Source organism: Pseudomonas sp. BC42 (genome assembly GCF_021560055.1).
GTDB lineage: Bacteria > Pseudomonadota > Gammaproteobacteria > Pseudomonadales > Pseudomonadaceae > Aquipseudomonas.
Genome location: NZ_CP091067.1, coordinates 3,588,567 through 3,605,711, shown reverse-complemented (window position 1 = coordinate 3,605,711; position 17,145 = coordinate 3,588,567). Strand labels below are relative to the sequence as shown.

15 protein-coding genes are annotated in these 17,145 nt (G+C 65.1%); 8 read left to right on the top strand and 7 right to left on the bottom strand.

What is annotated here, in order from left to right:
* Window positions 1-55 precede the first annotated feature (55 nt).
* A complete protein-coding gene (locus tag L1O02_RS16145; RefSeq protein ID WP_235758285.1) occupies window positions 56-1,255 on the bottom strand; it encodes an ABC transporter permease in 1,200 nt (399 codons plus the stop codon).
* Window positions 1,252-1,956, bottom strand: a complete 705-nt coding sequence (locus tag L1O02_RS16140) for an ABC transporter ATP-binding protein (RefSeq protein WP_060839190.1) — start codon at window positions 1,954-1,956, stop codon at window positions 1,252-1,254. The genes L1O02_RS16145 and L1O02_RS16140 overlap by 4 nt, the downstream gene beginning before the upstream one ends.
* 364 nt (window positions 1,957-2,320) lie before the next feature.
* Between L1O02_RS16140 and L1O02_RS16135 the strand changes: the two genes are divergently transcribed.
* Both L1O02_RS16135 and L1O02_RS16130 read left to right on the top strand, forming a co-directional pair.
* Window positions 2,321-3,076, top strand: coding sequence for a TetR/AcrR family transcriptional regulator (locus tag L1O02_RS16135; protein WP_060839191.1), 756 nt, complete (start codon window positions 2,321-2,323; stop codon window positions 3,074-3,076).
* Window positions 3,077-3,209: 133 nt separating this feature from the next.
* On the top strand, window positions 3,210-4,157 hold the full coding sequence (locus tag L1O02_RS16130; RefSeq protein ID WP_235758283.1) for an alpha/beta hydrolase: 948 nt from the start codon (window positions 3,210-3,212) through the stop codon (window positions 4,155-4,157).
* A gap of 126 nt (window positions 4,158-4,283) precedes the next feature.
* Here the strand turns inward: L1O02_RS16130 and L1O02_RS16125 are convergent, their stop codons facing one another.
* The 3 genes from L1O02_RS16125 to L1O02_RS16115 are packed head-to-tail and all read right to left on the bottom strand — an operon-like array spanning window position 4,284 to window position 8,088.
* A complete protein-coding gene (locus L1O02_RS16125) occupies window positions 4,284-5,597 on the bottom strand; it encodes an FAD-binding oxidoreductase (protein WP_235758281.1) in 1,314 nt (437 codons plus the stop codon).
* Entirely contained in the window at window positions 5,594-6,682 is a 1,089-nt protein-coding gene (locus L1O02_RS16120) for a polyamine ABC transporter substrate-binding protein (RefSeq protein WP_235758279.1), read from the bottom strand. The genes L1O02_RS16125 and L1O02_RS16120 overlap by 4 nt, the downstream gene beginning before the upstream one ends.
* 47 nt (window positions 6,683-6,729) lie before the next feature.
* Window positions 6,730-8,088: a glutamine synthetase family protein gene (locus L1O02_RS16115; RefSeq protein WP_060839195.1), complete on the bottom strand. Its 1,359-nt coding sequence runs from the start codon at window positions 8,086-8,088 to the stop codon at window positions 6,730-6,732.
* 163 nt (window positions 8,089-8,251) lie between these two features.
* Between L1O02_RS16115 and L1O02_RS16110 the strand changes: the two genes are divergently transcribed.
* The 3 genes from L1O02_RS16110 (at window position 8,252) to L1O02_RS16100 (ending at window position 11,610) form a co-directional block, all read left to right on the top strand.
* On the top strand, window positions 8,252-9,157 hold the full coding sequence (locus tag L1O02_RS16110) for a helix-turn-helix domain-containing protein (protein ID WP_235758277.1): 906 nt from the start codon (window positions 8,252-8,254) through the stop codon (window positions 9,155-9,157).
* A 169-nt stretch (window positions 9,158-9,326) separates the two neighbouring features.
* Window positions 9,327-10,565: a DUF4010 domain-containing protein gene (locus L1O02_RS16105; RefSeq protein WP_060839197.1), complete on the top strand. Its 1,239-nt coding sequence runs from the start codon at window positions 9,327-9,329 to the stop codon at window positions 10,563-10,565.
* Between the two features lie 121 nt (window positions 10,566-10,686).
* The gene (locus L1O02_RS16100) at window positions 10,687-11,610 is read left to right on the top strand and encodes a universal stress protein (RefSeq protein WP_235758275.1); all 924 of its coding nucleotides are present in this window, start codon (window positions 10,687-10,689) and stop codon (window positions 11,608-11,610) included.
* Window positions 11,611-11,655: 45 nt separating this feature from the next.
* Here L1O02_RS16100 and L1O02_RS16095 read toward each other — a convergent pair whose 3' ends face one another.
* Window positions 11,656-12,219, bottom strand: coding sequence for a GNAT family N-acetyltransferase (locus L1O02_RS16095; RefSeq protein WP_102865085.1), 564 nt, complete (start codon window positions 12,217-12,219; stop codon window positions 11,656-11,658).
* Between the two features lie 256 nt (window positions 12,220-12,475).
* On the opposite strand from L1O02_RS16095, the gene L1O02_RS16090 reads away from it, so the two are divergent.
* Both L1O02_RS16090 and L1O02_RS16085 read left to right on the top strand, forming a co-directional pair.
* Window positions 12,476-13,387 (top strand): universal stress protein, encoded by a 912-nt coding sequence (locus L1O02_RS16090; protein ID WP_108543629.1) that lies wholly within the window; start codon window positions 12,476-12,478, stop codon window positions 13,385-13,387.
* A gap of 46 nt (window positions 13,388-13,433) precedes the next feature.
* Entirely contained in the window at window positions 13,434-14,807 is a 1,374-nt protein-coding gene (locus L1O02_RS16085) for an MBL fold metallo-hydrolase (protein WP_235758273.1), read from the top strand.
* Here L1O02_RS16085 and fnr read toward each other — a convergent pair.
* A complete protein-coding gene (fnr, locus tag L1O02_RS16080) occupies window positions 14,804-15,556 on the bottom strand; it encodes a fumarate/nitrate reduction transcriptional regulator Fnr (protein ID WP_060843532.1) in 753 nt (250 codons plus the stop codon). The genes L1O02_RS16085 and fnr overlap by 4 nt on opposite strands.
* A gap of 178 nt (window positions 15,557-15,734) precedes the next feature.
* On the opposite strand from fnr, the gene L1O02_RS16075 reads away from it, so the two are divergent.
* A complete protein-coding gene (locus tag L1O02_RS16075) occupies window positions 15,735-17,144 on the top strand; it encodes a hypothetical protein (protein WP_108543634.1) in 1,410 nt (469 codons plus the stop codon).
* Window position 17,145: the final 1 nt, after the last annotated feature.

Sequence of the window (17,145 nt, the reverse complement as noted above, 5' to 3'; positions counted from 1 at the left end):
GGCCTGGCCCAGGGGGCTGAGCAGGCACAGCAGCAAGAGCGCGGCGCGTTGGCGATCATTCATCCCGCAGCGCCTCCACCGGTTGCAGGCGCGAGGCCGAGACGGCCGGGTACAGGCCGAAGAACAGCCCGATCAGCAGGGTGCTGCCGATCCCCAGGGGCAGGGAGGCGCCGGCCAGGGAAAACTGCCAGCCGGAGAGGCGGGCATAGAGGTAGGCGGCGCTCATGCCCAGCACCGCACCGGACAGTGCGCCCACGGCGGTCAGGGTCACCGCTTCGAGCAGGAACAGGTTGCGGATGTCCCGGCGCCGCGCGCCCAGGGCCATGCGGATGCCGATCTCCCGGCGCCGCTCCGAGACGTTCATCAGCATCACGTTCATCACCCCGACGCCACCGCCCACCAGGGAGATGCCCCCCAGGGCCATCAGCAGGTAGCCGAAGGTGCGGCTTTGCCGGGTCATGCCGTCGATGATCTTCTGCGGCACCTGCACCTCGACGCTGCGCCCGGGCAGGTGCTGCTTCAAGGTGTCGCCCAGGGCCGCGGCCAGCCGGTTCATGTCCTGGGCCGGTGCCGCGCGGGCGATCAGGTTGCTGATCTGCGGGCTCGAGGAAATCCGCCGCATGCCTTCCAGGGGGATGAACAGGGATTCGTTGGTCTGCACCGGGATCAGCACCGCCGCCGGTTGCCTGGCGAGGATGCCGATCACCTGGAACAGGTAGTCGTTGATGCGAATCCGTTCCCCCAGGCGCAGCGGGTCGTGGGGCGTGCTCAGGGCTTCGGCGACCTGGGCGCCGACCACCGCGTAGGTTTGCCCGCTGTCGAACGCCGAGAGAAAGCGCCCTTGCTGCACCTGCAGGCGCATGGCGCTGGCCAGGGACGGGGTGCTGCCCACCAGGTTGGCGTTGCTGGAGCGTCCGCGGTACACCACCGGCCCGCTGAACAGCGCCACCGGGGCGATGTCCAGCAACTGCGGCAGGGCCAGGTGCAGGGCCGCCAGGTCGAGGAGCGGCGGCATGGGCGCGCGGCTGGCCGAGGAATCGGGAAATTGCACCGCCAGGGTGTCGGTGCCCATGTCCTGGAAGATCGCCGCGGCGTCCTGGGCGGCGTTGTGGCCGATGTTGATCAGGGCCACCACCGATGAGCTGCCGATGACGATGCCCAGCAGGGCCAGGATCGAACGCTTGCCCAGGGTGCGCAGGCTGACGAAGGCTTCGTGCAGCAGCTGGCTGGCGCTCTGCTCGACCTTGAGGCTCATGCCGGGCAGACCTCCTGGACCACGCCGTTGGTCACGCGGATCTGCCGCTCCAGCCGCTGGGCGATGCCCGGGTCGTGGGTGACGATGATCAGGGTCACCTGGCGTTCGCGGTTCAGCGCCAGCAGCAGGTCCATGATGTCCCGGGCGGTGTGGCTGTCGAGGTTGCCGGTGGGTTCGTCGGCGAGAATCACCGATGGCTCGCCCACCAGGGCCCGGGCGATCGCCACGCGCTGGCGCTGGCCGCCGGAGAGGTCGGCGGGGCGGTGCTGAGCCCGTTGCCCCAGGCCCACCTGATCGAGCATGTGCTGGGCACGTTCCAGGGATTCACGCCGGGCCACGCCGCGGTAGCTCAGGGGCAGGGCGACGTTGTCCAGGGCGCTGAGGCGCGGCAGCAGGTTGAAGCTCTGGAATACGAAGCCGATCTGCCGGTTGCGGATGGCCGCCAGTTGGTCGGGGCTGGCGCGGAAGATATCGTGGCCGGCGAAGCGGTACTCGCCGCTGTCGGGCAGGTCCAGCAGGCCGAGGATATTGAGCAGGGTGCTTTTGCCGGAACCCGAGGCACCGAGGATGGCGCAGCTCTCGCCGGAGTCGATGGACAGGGAGACGTTCTTGAGAATGTGGAGCGGTTGCTCCGCCAGCCGATAGCTCTTGCCTATGCCTTGCAGGGAGATAAAACCTGAGTCGATTATCGTCGCTGTCATCGCTTACCGCGCCGGCTGGCTCGACTGCTTGCTTGAATATCCACGGTGCGCAGGCGTCGCGTTGCGCGGGGTCCAGGGGCAAGGCCAAGCTCTGGTTTTTATTTATTGTTTTAAAAAATTGTTTGAATAGTAACTGCGTTCATCCTGGTGCGCCAGCCGTCTGAACCGGCTAATTGGGGGCTTTTCGAGGTTTTTTCGCGGCGGCCGAAACACGGGGACCCGTGGGTCATAAAAGGTACTTGCAGGCCGGCGTGGGTCCTTGGGGCGCTTGCTTTTAGGGCTTCTCGCGGGTATAAAAAATCAAATTTTTTTTTAAAACACTGTTCGAACGGTCAGTTTTTCACCCAGCAAAGGTTAGTCCTCCATGGTCGCCAAGAAACTCAGTGCCCCCAATGTCACCAAGACCCGACTGCTGGAAGCGACCGAGGCATTGTTCATCAAGTACGGCTACGACGCCGTGCTGCTGCGTCAGATCACCGAGCGCGCCAAGGTCAACCTGGCGGCGGTGAACTACCACTTCGGCGACAAGGATTCGTTGATGAAGGCCCTGCTGATGCAACGCCTGGGGCCGCTCAACGATCAACGTCTGGAACTCTTGGCCAAGTGCGAAGAGCAGGCCGACGGACCGCTGGATTGCGAGACCCTGCTGGGGGTGCTTTTCGCTCCCGCCATGGGCCTGGAGCGCAGTGATGAAAGCGGTGGCCTGGAAGGCCGGTCGTTCATTCGTTTCCTCGGCCGGGTATACAGCGATACCTCGCCATTCATTCAGGAATACCTCAAGGAACACTATCAACCGGTGTTCGAGCGCTTCTTCAAGGCCTTTGCCCTGGCGCTGCCGGACCTGCCGCGCAACGAACTGGGGGTGCGTCTGCAGTTCGCCCTCAAGGCGATTTCCGGGGTCATGGCCGGCACCGAACTGCGCCTGCTGATGCAGGCCATGAGCCTGGGGCGTCCGGCCACCGATGCCGAAGTCATGGCCAAGCTGATCAGCCTGGTGTCGGCAGCGATTCGCGCCCCCATGCAAGATCCCGATTCCGAGCAGGCCCTGGAAAAGGTCTTGAACACCCAGCGCCTGATTCGTCAGCACAGCCAGTCCCTGGCCGGCATGATTCCTGCCTGAGCGGACGCCACGCCTGCCCGCACCTCAGGGTGCCGGCAGGCGTGGCACCCTCATTCAAACCATCAATATTGCTCAAGGCTGCGGCCACCATCTGCTAGGTTCTGCTCCTCGCATCTGCCCTGGAGCGCCCGGCATGCCTGCCTATCAACAGCATCTTCTGGCCGTCAATGGAATCGAACTCAGTGTCCAGGTCGCCGGACCGGAGCACGGAGTCCCGGTATGGCTGCTGCATGGTTTTCCCGAGTGCTGGCACTCCTGGCGCCATCAGGTGCCGGCCCTGGTGCGCGGCGGGTTTCGCGTATTCGTGCCGGAGATGCGCGGTTACGGCCGCAGTTCGGCGCCGGAAGCGGTGGAGGCCTACGATCTTCTGACCCTGTGCGCGGACGTCCAGCAGGCCATGGATGCCTTTGGTCATCAGCGGGTGTGCATGGTCGGCCACGACTGGGGCGCCCCGGTCGCCTGGCACCTGGCATTGCTGGAGCCGCGGCGGGTGGCGGCACTGGCGACCCTTTCCGTGCCCTTTGCCGGGCGTCCGAAACGGCCGGCCAGCGAGATCATGCGCGAGGTGCATGGCGGGCATTTCAACTACATCCTCTACTTTCAGCAGCCCGGGGTGGCCGAGGCGGAACTGGACGCCGATATCGACGCCAGCCTGCGGCTGTTCATGGGCAATGTGCAGGCCTTGCTCGAGCCCAAACCGGCCGATGCCCGGCTGTTCGACGGGGTGAGGGTGCCACGAGAATTGCCGCCGTGGTGCAGCGAGGAGGACTTCCAGGCCTATCGCCAGACCTTTGCCGGGCGCGGCTTTCGCGGTGCCCTGAACTGGTACCGCAACTTCGAGCGCACCTGGCAGCGCACCGAGTTCCTGGCCCAGCCCCGGGTGCAGCAGCCGACCCTGTTCCTGCTGGGCGACCGTGATCCGGTGGGCGTGCTCGAAGCCCATACCCTCAAGCGCATGCCCGGTCAGGTGGCCGACCTGGAACAGCACCTGCTGACGGACTGCGGACACTGGATCCAGAATGAGCAGCCGCAGCGGGTCAATGCCCTGTTGCTGGATTTTCTGCAGCGACGGTTCACCTAGAGCACCCGCCGGTTCCTCGGACGCTGGCTTGCCAGCGAAGGCCTCGGCAGGGGCGGCGCAAGGCGGCGATCCCTGTTCGGCAAGCCGGCTCCCCCGGCGGCGGATGCGGCCGGCGAAGGAGGTCGCTCAACCGAGCATTTCGCGCATCCGGTGCCAGAGCATGCCCAGGGCCAGCAGCGGTGCGCGTAGCGCAGGACCACCGGGAAAGGTCATGTGCGGCACGCCGCTGAACACGTCCAGGCCCTGGCTGTGGCCGGCCTCGATCGCCTCGGCCAGCAGCCGGGCGGTCCAGTGGGTGACGTTCAGGCCATGCCCGGAATACCCCTGGGCGTAATACACGTTGGGGTACTGGCGCAGACGTCCGACCTGGGGGAAGCGGTTGGCGGTGATACCGATCTTGCCGCCCCACTGGAAGTCGATGGCCACATCCTGCAACTGCGGGAACACCTTGAGCAGCTTCGGCCGCATGTAGCCGGCGATGTCCGCCGGGTCGCGTCCCGAATAGTGGCAGGCACCGCCAAACAGCAGGCGCCGGTCGGCGGTCAGCCGGTAGTAGTCCAGGCCGACCTTCTGGTCGCACAGCGCCAGATTCTGCGGGATCAGCGCGCGGGCGCGCTCTTCGCTCAGGGGCTCGGTGGTGATGATGTAGCTGCCGGCCGGCAGCACCTTGCCACTGAGCCGCGGCTCCAGATCCTCCAGGTGGGCATTGCAGGCCAGCACCAGGTGCCCGGCGCTGACCGTGCCGGTCGCGCAGCGCACGGTGACGCTGTCGCCGTGGGTCAACTCCAGCACCGGGCTCTGCTCGAACACCCGCACCCCCAGCGACGCCGCAACCCGCGCTTCCCCCAGCACCAGCTTGAGGGGATGCAGATGCCCCGAGCCCAGGTCCACCAGGCCCCCGGCATACACCGAGGAGGCCACCACCTGCGCCATGTCCTGGGGCTCCACCAGGCGGGTCGGGTGGCGATAGCCCAGGCTCGCCAGGTGATCCTGTTCAGCCTGGAACGCCGCGAACTGGGCCCGGGTATTGGCCAGTTCGCAGAAACCCCAGCGCAGGTCGCAATCGATGCCGTGCGTGGCGATGCGCTCGCGCACCAGTTCCACCGAGTCGATCCCGGCGCGCTCAAGGTATTTCACCCCATCCTGGCCGACGTAGCGGGCAAAGCCCGTGACGTCATGGCCAATGCCGCGAATCAGCTGGCCGCCGTTGCGCCCGCTGGCGCCCCAGCCGATGCGCCGGGCTTCCAGGAGGATTACCGACAGCCCGCGCTGGGCCAGTTCGATGGCGGCGTTGACCCCGGTGAAACCACCGCCGATGACACACACATTGGCCTGCAGGTCGCCACTGAGGGCCGGGTAGCCGGGCAGGGGCCCGGCGGAGGCGGCGTAGTAGGAGCGGGCATGCTCGCTGGCGCTGCCCGAGTGTCGTGGCTGATTCATTTGTTGGACTTCACTTTGCTCCAGGAACGGGTCATCAAGCGCATGATGGCCGGCGACTGGGTGCTGGAGATGTACAGCTTGTCGAGTACGGCCTGCGGCGGATACACCTCGGGGTTGTTCACCAGCTCAGCGTCCATGTACGGCTGTGAACCCGGGTTGGGGTTGGCGTAGCCGACGTAGGCGCTGACCTTGGCGATCACCTGCGGGTCCAGCAGGTAGTTGATGAAGGCGTGGGCTTCCTTGACGTTGCCGGCATCGGCGGGAATCGCCAGCAGGTCGAACCACAGGTTGCTGCCTTCCTTGGGAATCGAGTAGGCGATGTTCACCCCGTTCTTGGCTTCCTTGGCCCGGTTGGCGGCCTGGAACACGTCCCCGGAGTAGCCGAAGGCGATGCAGATATCACCGTTGGCCAGGTCCGAGACGTACTTGGAGGAGTGGAAGTAGGTGATGTATGGACGCAGGGTCAGCAGCTTGGCCTCGGCCTTCTGGTAGTCCTCGGGCTTTTCGCTGCGCGGGTCCAGGCCCAGGTAGTTGAGCACCGCCGGGAACACTTCATCCGGCGAGTCCATCATCGACACCCCGCATTGCTGGAGCTTCTTCAGGTTTTCTGGCTCCAGCAGCACCGCCCAGGAGTCGATGTGGTCGATGCCCAGCACCTGCTTGACCTTGTCGACGTTGTAGCCGATGCCATTGGTGCCCCACAGGTAGGGCACCGAGTACTGGTTGCCGGGGTCGTTCTGCTCCAGCAGGGCCAGCAGCTTGGGGTCCAGGTTCTGCCAGTTGGGCAACTGCGAGCGGTCCAGCTTGAGGAACGCGCCGGCCTTCACCTGGCGCGCCAGGAAATGGTTGGAGGGCACCACCACGTCGTAGCCGGTGCGCCCGGCCAGCAACTTGCCCTCCAGGGTTTCGTTGGAGTCGAAGACGTCGTAGATCACCTTGATCCCGGTCTTGCCCTGGAAGTCGGCGAGGGTGGTCTGGCCGATGTAGTCGGTCCAGTTGTACACGCTGACACTGGGTTGTGCCTGGACGGCGGCGCTCATCAAGGCCGCCAGTGCTGCCGGGATCACTGCTTGCAAAAGACGCATATCGACACCTCTTCGGGTTGTTTTTATGGGTTGCAGACGCTGGGGAATCAGACGCTGAGCAGCAGGAACTCGCGTTCCCAGGAGCTGATCACGCGCTTGAAGTTCTCGTGTTCGGCGCGCTTGACCGCCACGTAGCCACGGACGAACTTGCGCCCCAGGTACTGCTCGATGGTCGGGCAATCCTCCATGTGCGCCAGGGCGTCCTCGATGGTGATCGGCAGGCGCAGGTTGCGGCGCTCATAGGCCCGGCCTTCCACCGGGGCGCTGGGTTCGATGCCTTCGACCATACCCAGGTAGCCGCACAGCAGGCTGGCGGCGATCGCCAGGTAGGGGTTGGCGTCGGCGCCGGGCAGGCGGTTTTCCACGCGCATGGCTTCCGGGCTGGCGGTGGGCACGCGCAGGCCGACGGTGCGGTTTTCCTCGCCCCATTCGACGTTCACCGGGGCCGAGGTGTCCGGCAGGAAGCGGCGGAACGAGTTGACGTTGGGGGCGAACATCGGCAGCACCTTGGGGATGTACTTCTGCAGGCCGCCGATGTGGTGCAGGAACAGCTGGCTCTTCTGGCCGTCGGCATCGACGAAGATCGGCTTGCCGGTGGCGATGTCCACCACGCTCTGGTGCAGGTGCATGGCGCTGCCGGGTTCGTCGGCCACCGGCTTGGCCATGAAGGTGGCGGTGACGTTGTGCTTGAGCGCCGCCTCGCGCAGGGTGCGCTTGAACACGGTGATCTGGTCCGCCAGGTCCAGGGCGTCGCCGTGGCGGAAGTTGATTTCCATCTGCGCCGGGCCGTCTTCGTGGATCAGCGTGTCCAGGTCCAGGCCCTGGGCTTCGCACCAGTCATAGACGTCTTCGAACAGCGGATCGAACTCGTTGGCGGCGTCGATGGAGAACGACTGGCGGCCGCTTTCCGCGCGACCGGAACGGCCCAGCGGGGCCTTGAGCGGCAGGTCCGGGTCCTCGCAGCGCTGGGTCAGGTAGAACTCCATTTCCGGGGCGACGATCGGCTGCCAGCCCTTGTCGGTGTACAGCTGCAGAACCTTTTTCAGCACGTTGCGCGGCGACAGCTCGATGGGGTTGCCGAACTTGTCGAAGGTGTCGTGGATGACGATGGCGGTGGGTTCGATGGCCCAGGGCACCAGGTAGATCGACGACGAATCCGGGCGGCAGACCATGTCGATGTCCGCCGGGTCCAGCAGTTCGTAGTACAGGTCGTCGTCGACAAAATCCCCGGTTACCGTTTGCAGCAGGACACTTTCCGGCAGGCGCATGCCGCGCTCGTGCAGGAACTTGTTGGTGGGCGCGATTTTGCCGCGGGCAATGCCGGTCAGGTCGCTGACCACGCATTCGACTTCGGTAATCTTGTGATCTTTCAGCCAGGAGGACAGCTGATCGAAAGGGGCGTTCATAAAGACCTCGATGATTGTTCTTGTCTGCTCCGAGGTGAGCGGGAGTATCCCGGCAAGGCTTCCCCTGCGGCGCATTGGCGACTATCTTGGGCGAGCCTTGTTGTTCCATCTATCCACTTTAAGCAGCACCAAAGCGCACCAAAAGAGTGCGCAAGGTCCCCCGATGACAGCGTCCAATCCGCTTCAGGTTCAAGCGTTCAACACCTTCGATGTCGCCGATCAGATTCGTGCCACCCCGGGTTGGGTGCAGCACTACCAGCAGATGTCCCCCGGGCATTTCAACGGCCTGGTGCGCTACCTCGACCTGCAGGGCGTGGAGATCTACGAGGAGTGCATGAACACCCGGGTCGAGCAGAATTTCAGCGCCCCGCAAGGCGCCCTGGCGTTCTGTTTCGACCGCAGTGACAACGCCCTGTACCTGCTAAATGGCGAGAGTCGCAATATCTGGATCACCCCGGAGAACTACCAGGAAGTGGCGGTGGTGTTCGGCCCCGAGTTCGTCCAGCGCCAGGGCCTGGGGCTGGAACGCCTGGACGGCCTGTTCATGGCGCCGCTGGGCAGCCAGCAGAATGCGCTGTTTTGCCGCTGGCTGAGCGCCACCTTGACCCGCCTGTCCCAGACCCTCGATCCCCCCAGCCGCGAAGCCCTGACCCAGCAACTGCTGGACGACTGCCTGTACATCCTCGACAACGCCTGCGTGCGCCTGGACCCGGGCAGCCTGCAACGGCGCAGCGAAGAGCGGGTGATCATGCAGCGGGTGGCGCAATGGGCGGCCGACGTCCCTGAGGAAACCCTCAATCTGCTGGAGCTGTCCCAGGTGGCCGGGGTTTCCCTGCGTCAGTTGCAAAGCGCGTTCAAGGCCTTTACCGGCATGGCCCCCAGCCAGTGGCTGCGCCTGCGCCGGCTCAACAGCGCGCACCGCGAACTGCTCAGCCGCGGGCCCAGCGAGACCACCGTGGCCGAGGTGGCGATGCACTGGTCGTTCTGGCACCTGGGACGGTTTTCCAGCAGCTATCGGGCGCTATTCAAGGAGTTGCCCAGCCAGACCCTGAAACGTCGCCCGAGCTGATCGGCAGCACTGGCCGCAGAAACTGGTTTGCCAGCGAAGAGGCCCGCAAGCCCTGCATCACTCTCAGCCTTCGTCGGCAAGCCGGCTCCTGCAAGGCGCTGGGCTGCCGATTCGCGAAAGCGCCGGCAGCGCTCTATTCTCGGTGTGGGCTGTCTTCCTGGGGCGTGCAATGCTTGAAACCATCGACCTGACCAACGCCGCCGCGGCCCTGGGGATCGGCATGCTGGTGGGCCTGGAGCGCGAGCGGCGCAAAGGGCAGGGGCCTCAGCGTGGCAGCGCCGGGTTGCGTACCTTCGCCATTACCGCGCTGTTGGGGTTCATCGGCCAGCGAGTCGGCGGTCCGCTGCTGTTGGCCTCGCTGGCCATTGCTGTGGCCGGGTTGGTGACGGTGGCCTATTGGCGCAACGAGCAAGAGGACCCGGGAGTCACCAGCGAAGTGGCGCTGCTGGCGGTGCTGATCCTCGGGGCCTTGTGTGGCACGGCCCCGGAGCTGGCGCTGGCCATCGCCGTGGTCATGACCGCCTTGCTGGCCTATCGACAGACACTCCATCACTTTGTGCGCAGTCAGTTGAGCGACCGGGAAATCGCCGACGGTCTGACGCTGCTGGTGGCGGCGCTGGTGATCCTGCCCCTGGCGCCGGATCGTTTCATCGGCCCCTACGAGGCGTTCAACCTGCGCACCATCGGCACCCTGACCGTGTTGCTGATGGCGGTTGGGGCCCTGGGCCACGTCGCGGTGCGGACCCTGGGCGCCCATTACGGTTATGCCCTCAGCGCCGTGGCGTCGGGATTCGTTTCCAGCACCTTGACCATCGCCTCCATGGGCCAGCGGGTCGCCAAGGCGCCCGGGCAGGTCAGGGTTCTGGCCGCCGCGGCGCTGCTGTCCAACCTGGCCACGGTGACCCAGATCGCTCTGATCCTGGTAACGGTCGACAGCGCACTGCTGCAAACCATGTGGCTGCCCCTGGTGCTGGGTGGGCTCTGCACCGCGCTGTATGCCGCTTGCCTGGTGTTTCCCCGCAGCCAGCCCAGCAGCGTCGAACCGGTCAGCGACAAGGGCGCGTTCAATCCCAAGCTGGCCTTGATCGTGGCCCTGACCATGAGCGCCATTACCTTCGCCTGTTCGCTGATGCTCAATTACTTCGGGCAGTTGGGCCTGATGTTGAGCGCCTTGATCAGCGGCTTTGCCGATGCCCATGCGTCCACGGCGTCCATTGCTTCGCTGGTCAAGTCCGGGCAACTGCCCGGCAGCGCCATCGGCAGCGCGGTGATGCTGGCGGTCAGCAGCAACTCCCTGAGCAAGTGCATGCTGGCGGCCCTCAGCGGTGGATGGCGCTTTGCGCTGTACGTCGTGCCCGGGCAGGCACTGCTAACCCTGGCGATGTGGGTCGGTGTCTGGCTGCAATAAGCGGCTGCCAGGTCGAAAAAATGCCGCGCCGCCTGATAAAGATCAACTCGTGCCTGGCCATTGCGCTCAGTCTTGAATGACCCCCTAGCGGTTTCTTCAAGCTCCAGTGCCGAGGTGAACCATGTCGCAAACCCCGCGTTTACTCTTGATCGCGCCCCAGCAGATGCAACGCACGCCGGCGTTCGAACGCACGGAGCAACTGGCCCTGGCCATGCAATTGCCGGTGCATATCGTCGCCCTGGATCATCTGCAGGCCCTGACGCTGGCCGGGCTGTTCGAGAGCCGTGAGGCCGAGCAGTTGCAGGCGGCCTACCTGGAACAGCACGGGCAATGGCTGGAGCTGCAGGCGCAAGGCATGCGCGAGCGTGGCCTGTTGGTGACCTGCGAAGCGCGCTGGGCCAGCCAGCCGTATCAGGAGATCCAGCTGTTCGCCAGCGAGATGCCCCTGGCCCTGATCATCAAGGACGCCCATGCCGAGTCGGCGATGCGGCGGATCTTCTATACCCCGCTGGACTGGCAGTTGCTGCGCGATTGCGCGCTGCCGGTGCATCTGGTGACCGAGGCCCGGCACCCACGGCCACGCCGGGTGCTGGCCATCATCGATGTACTGCGCAGCGAAGTGCAGGACCTGCAGTTCAACGATCAGATCGTCGACGCGGCGGTGAAACTGGCCGAGCAATGCGACGCCGAGCTGGACCTGTTGCATGTGTATGACTGGGTGGCGGTCTACGCCAAGGACGCCGGGGTCGGCGCGCTGTCCCTGGCCAGCGGCTTGTACGAAGCCCTGGGGGAGGCGCAACGCGACGTGTATCGCGCCGTGGCGGAGCGCCACGGCGTGCCCCCGCAACGCAGCCACTTCATCGAGGGCATGCCGCTGCAGCAAATCTGCCGTTTCGCCGAGGAGCACCAGAGCGATGTGATCGTCATGGGCACCACCCAGCACCGCGGCCTGCACAAGCGCCTGGGCAGCACCGCCGAACATCTGCTGTTGCAGGCACCCTGCAGTATCTGGGCGGTCAAGCCGCCGCGTGACCCCTTGCCATGAGCCGCACCAGGCCACGCCGGTGCCGCACCGGCGTGGCACCGCCGGTCACAGGAGCAAACGATGCACCACCTGATGGGCGTCGTCCGGGTCGGTGTGGGTGGTGAAACCCAGGTGCGCGGCCAGCTCGCGCATGGCCTGGTTGTTCACGCTGTCCACCGAATACATCTGCACAAACCCATGCTGGCGGGCGGCGCGGATCAGATGGGTCATCAGCAATGACCCCAGACCCAGATGCTGCCATTGATCGGCCACGGTTACGGCGCACTCGCATTCATCGTGGGACGTGGCGGCATAGCGGCTGACACCGATCTCGATCAACTGGCCCTGTTCATGCACCAGGGCGATGTAGGCCAGACGCTGCTTGCCGTCGACGTCCATCAACTGCTCGAGCATGGCGGCGTCGGGCTCCTTGATCTGCGCCAGAAAGCGCATGTGTCGCGATTGCGGGGACAGGCGCTTGATGAAGTTGTACTCGCGCTCGCGGTCTTTCTCGGCCAAGGGCCGTATCAGCACATGGCGGCCGTCATTAAGCGCCTCGATCCAGTGCAGGCCGGTCACGGTGCCGTAGGCAGCGGCGGCCTGATCGTTGTGTTCCTTGATGCTGAACATGGGGCGATCCTCTGGGGACGATGAAGGTGGGCCCGCGACCCGCGGCCGCGTGCTGACTATCCTTTACCCCTGTTGCCCGGGGCAGGATCTGATCTGGATCAGATGCGGCCCACCGCCGCGGATATTGACTGTCGGCGCGGGCTTAACCCGAGGCTTTGTGACTTTTGTCAAATCGGCGGCCCGAGCGGCGCGCATCATCGGCGCATCGGCTCGGGACTCCCGGGCCGTTGTCCAGTGCGCCGCCCGGGAGGTGCCCATGTCCACACTGCAACGCGTGTTGTTGATCGCCCCCACGGCGCTGTCTCGTACGCCGGCTTTCGACCGGGCCAGTGCCCTGGCCCGGGCCATGGGCGCCAGCCTGCACATCGTCGCCTTCGACTTCATCGAAGTGCTGGAGGTCGCCGGGCTGTTCGATCACCAGGCCATGGCCCAGGCCCGGGAAGGCTACCTGCAGGTGCATCGGCAGTGGCTGGAGCAACAGGCTCGCTTCGAACGGGCCAATGGCCTGCGGGTGACCACCGAAGTGCTGTGGGCCAAGGCCCGGCTGCAGGACATCCTCGACTATGTGACCGACTACCACCCGGACCTGGTGATCAAGGACGCCCAGCCAGTACCGGCCCTGCGGCGCATTTTCTACAAGCCCCTGGACTGGTTGCTGCTGCGCGACCTGCGCCAGCCGCTGCACCTGGTGACCGACAGCCGCCATCCCTTGCCGTTGAAGGTGCTGGCGGCCCTGGATCTGTCCCACCTGGAATACCTGACCCAGAGCCTGAACCAGCGGATTCTGGAGATGGGCGCGACCCTGGCCAGATACTGCGGCGCCCGGGTGCACCTGCTGAGCGTGGTGGACTGGGCCACGGAAAACGCCACCGGCCTGCCCATCTACAGTCCCGACAACGACCTCAGCATGCGCGATGCGGTGAACGACGCGCAGCAGGAAGCGTTCGAGACTCTGGCCGAGCGCTACGCCATAGCCCCGGAGCACTGTCATCGCCTGGAGGGCGTGCCGCATCAGGTCATCGCGCGCTTTGCCGCCGACAACGACTTCGACCTGATGATCCTCGGGCGCGCGCATCGCCGGGGCCTGCAACGCTTTGTCGGCGGCAGCGCCGAGCAACTGCTGTATCACACGCCCTGCAGCCTGATGCTGGTGGAGCCCCAGGAGTGAGGCCCGGCCATGCCCCGCAACCTCGCCCGACACGAAGGAGATGGAGATGCGCCTGAGCTTTCTCGGTGCCGCCGGCACCGTCACCGGCAGCAAATACCTGTTGCAGCATGAGGACCGGCATGTGCTGGTGGACTGCGGGCTGTTCCAGGGCTACAAGCAGCTGCGCCAGCACAACTGGGAAGCCTTCGGCCTGCCGCTGCGCGAGCTGGACGCCATCGTGCTGACCCATGCTCACCTGGATCACAGCGGCTACCTGCCGCTGCTGGTGCGCAATGGCTATCGCGGGCCGGTGTATGCCACGGCGGCCACCTGCGAGCTGGCCAGGATTCTGCTGCGCGACAGTGCGCGCCTGCAGGAAGAGGAGGCGGCCTATGCCAACCGCCATGGCTTCTCCAAGCACTCTCCGGCATTGCCGCTGTACACCGAGCGCGATGCCGAGCAGGCCCTGAAACTCCTGCATCCGCTGCAATTGCACCATCGGGTGGAAGTGCTGCCGGGGCTGCACATCCAGTTGCGCGGCGCCGGGCACATTCTCGGCGCCGCCACGGTCCAGGTCGACGCCGCGGGCATGAGCCTGGTGTTTTCCGGTGACCTGGGCCGCATGCAGGACCCGCTGATGTTCGCCCCCGAAAGCATCGAGCAAGCCGATTATCTGCTGGTGGAGTCGACCTACGGCGACCGCCTGCATCCCCGGGACGACCCCGAGCAGCAACTGGCCGATGTCATCAACCGCACCGCCGAGCGTGGCGGCATCACCCTGGTGCCGTCCTTTGCCGTGGGACGCGCGCAACTGCTGATGTACCACCTGTATCGCCTGCGCCAGCGCCAGGTGATCCCCGACCTGCCGATCTACCTCAACAGCCCCATGGCCACCGACACCACCCATCTGTACCAGCGCTTTCGCAGTGACCATCGACTGTCCCGGGAGGAGTGCGAAGGCATGTGCCATGTGGCGCTCATCGTGCGCAGCACCCAGGAGTCCATGGCCCTGGACCAGCTCAAGAGCCCGGCGGTGATCATTGCGGCCAGCGGCATGGCCACCGGTGGCCGGGTGCTCTACCACCTCAAGGTGCTGGCGCCCGATCCGGCCAACAGCCTGCTGTTTCCCGGGTTTCAGGCCGGCGGCACCCGCGGCGCGCAGATCATCGCCGGCGCCGAGTCGGTGCGCATCCATGGCCGGGAGGTGCCGATCCGCGCCGAAGTCACGGCCATGCAGAACCTCTCGGCCCATGCCGATGCCGACGAGATCATGCAATGGCTGCGAGGCTTCAAGCGCCCGCCGAAACACACGTATGTGGTCCACGGCGAGGCCAACGCCGCCGACACCTTGCGCCGGCGCATCAGCCTGGAACTGGGCTGGTCGGTGTCGGTGCCGGAATACCGGGACAGCGTGGAGTTGCAGTCGGGCCCGGCGACCTAGTCCCTGGCCGCGTTCTGGCAACCCGCGACCCGCTGCTTCAGGCCCTCCAGATCGAGGATCTCCACCTGCTTGCCGTTGATGGTCACCAGGCCCTGGTCCCGCAGATGGGCTATGCCCCGACAAACGGTTTCCAGGCGCAGCCCCAGGTAGGAGCCGATTTCCTCGCGGCGCATGCGCAGGATAAAGGCTCGGGACGAATAGCCCCGCAGGCTCAGGCGCTGGGACAGATTGAGCAGGAATGCCGCCAGGCGCTCGTCGGAGTTCATGTTGCCCATCAGCAGCAACATGCCGTGGTCACGCACGATCTCCCGGCTGAGGATCTTGTTCAGGTTGTGCTGCAGCGAAGGCAGGGCCTGGGACAAGTGCTCCAGCTGGGCAAAGGGAATCGGGCAGACCTCGCAATCCTCCAGGGCAAAGGCGCTGCAGGCATGCTGGTTGGTGCTGATGGCATCCAGCCCGAGAATCTCGCCGGCCATCTGGAACCCGGTGACCTGCTCGCGGCCATCCACCGACAGCACGCAGGTCTTGAAGAACCCCAGGCGCACAGCGTACAGCGAATGCAAGGGGTCGCCGGCGTGATACAGCGCATGGCCTTTCTTCACCTTCAACCGTTGCAGGATCAAGGTGTCCAGGCACTCCACTTCCTGGTGGCTGAGGCCGATGGGCAGGCACAACTCCTGCACGCTGCAACTTGAGCAGGCGGTCTTGAGGTGCTGTACCTGAATCGGGCGTGCTTCGAATGGCGGCATGGGGGGGCTCTCGACGGTTGAGCCGACTCGGCAAGGGAGGAGGGCAAGCCTGACGATTAACTGTAGACCGAGGCGATCGGTGCTGCTTGATGTCGATCGGAAGTCTTCAGCAAGGGGATGGCAATGGGCCATAAAGTCATTAAAGTGAGCGTCCCCCACCCTCGTTCAAGGATTGACGATGCGCCCGACCGGATTCTGGACCCGCTGCCAAACCGCCGTACTGACCAGTTGCCTGCTCGGCCTGCCGCTGGCCGTTCTCAGCCTTGAGACTCAGGCAGCGGAGCCTGATTTCATCACCCTGGTGATCGAGAACGAAGGCGACTATCCCATCACGTTCGAGCCGCCGTTCCACGTCGATTCTTCGGATTTCGAGCGCAAATACCCGGTAAGCGTGCCCAAATACGCCACCGCCAAGGGCCTGGAGTCCGGTCCCGTGATGATCGGCGCGCGCCAGCAGGGCATGTTGGTGATGGCCTTGAGCAAACCGATGTTTAACATCTTCGATATCTTCCACAAGGATTGGGGTTTCAACCTCAAGTTCTGCCAGGAGCGTGGGGCCTGTGACGAAGCCCGGCTCAGCGGGACCATCAGCTCCACCACCAGCTTCAACTGGAAGCAGTCGAACAACTTCAGCGACGCGCAAGTGCACGACATGACCAACGACGAGCTGGAGGCCTATGCCAAGACCAAGGTCGTGATCTCGGGCATTCTGAGTACCCTGGGCAGCGTTCTCGGCCTGCCGATCGGTGCGGGCGGGATGATCGGTGGCCTGCCGGATGCGCAGAACTTCAAGGTGACTCTGAAGCAGCAATGTAATGCACGCTTTTCGATGAGCCTGGAGCCCTCGCTGGCGCCCAACGGCGACTTTCTCGTCGACTTGCGGATCAACCGCGTGCTGCCCAGCGACATGGTCAACTTCAACGGTTTTGTCATCGATGACAGTGCGGTGGTCAGCCAGGGGCTGCGCCTGGTGGAAAACGGCTGCCGCGACGGCCGGCAGGCCCAGTGCCTGATCAGGCTCAACGGCGGCACCGAGATCAAGAACCTCAACACCACCGAGTTCGCCGTCACCGATCGCGCCGGATGCAAGGCCGGTGACAAGCTGGCCTATTCCCAGGGCGCTTTCATGCTCAGCAACAAGGTCGGCTTCCCGGTGCGCTACACCCTGTTCATCAAGGACCGCATGGTCGACAACGGCGAAGTCTGGCCCGACCAGAACAAGGACCTGCGCCAGCTGGTGGGCCAGGTCATGGCCACCGTCGGCGACCAGGAATGCCCGCAGGCCCAGGACCCCTGGATGGGTGGGCGGCGCATGGGTGTCTGCCCGTTGCGCCTGGAAGTCCAGGGGGATGGCGGCCCCGGGCTCAAGGGCAGCCTGCGTTGCAGCCTGTCCATGCGCCAGGGCACTGTGGGCGACCCCAATGCCGACTACATGAACCTCTACAGCCTGACCGGCTGCACCCCGGCCATGCCGGCTTCGATCAGCCCGGTGGCCGGTTTCTACCAGATGGACATCAAGCGCATGGTGCCGCTCAGCGGCATGTACAAGATGATCTCCATCGACCTGATCAAGCCGCAGCAGCAATAAG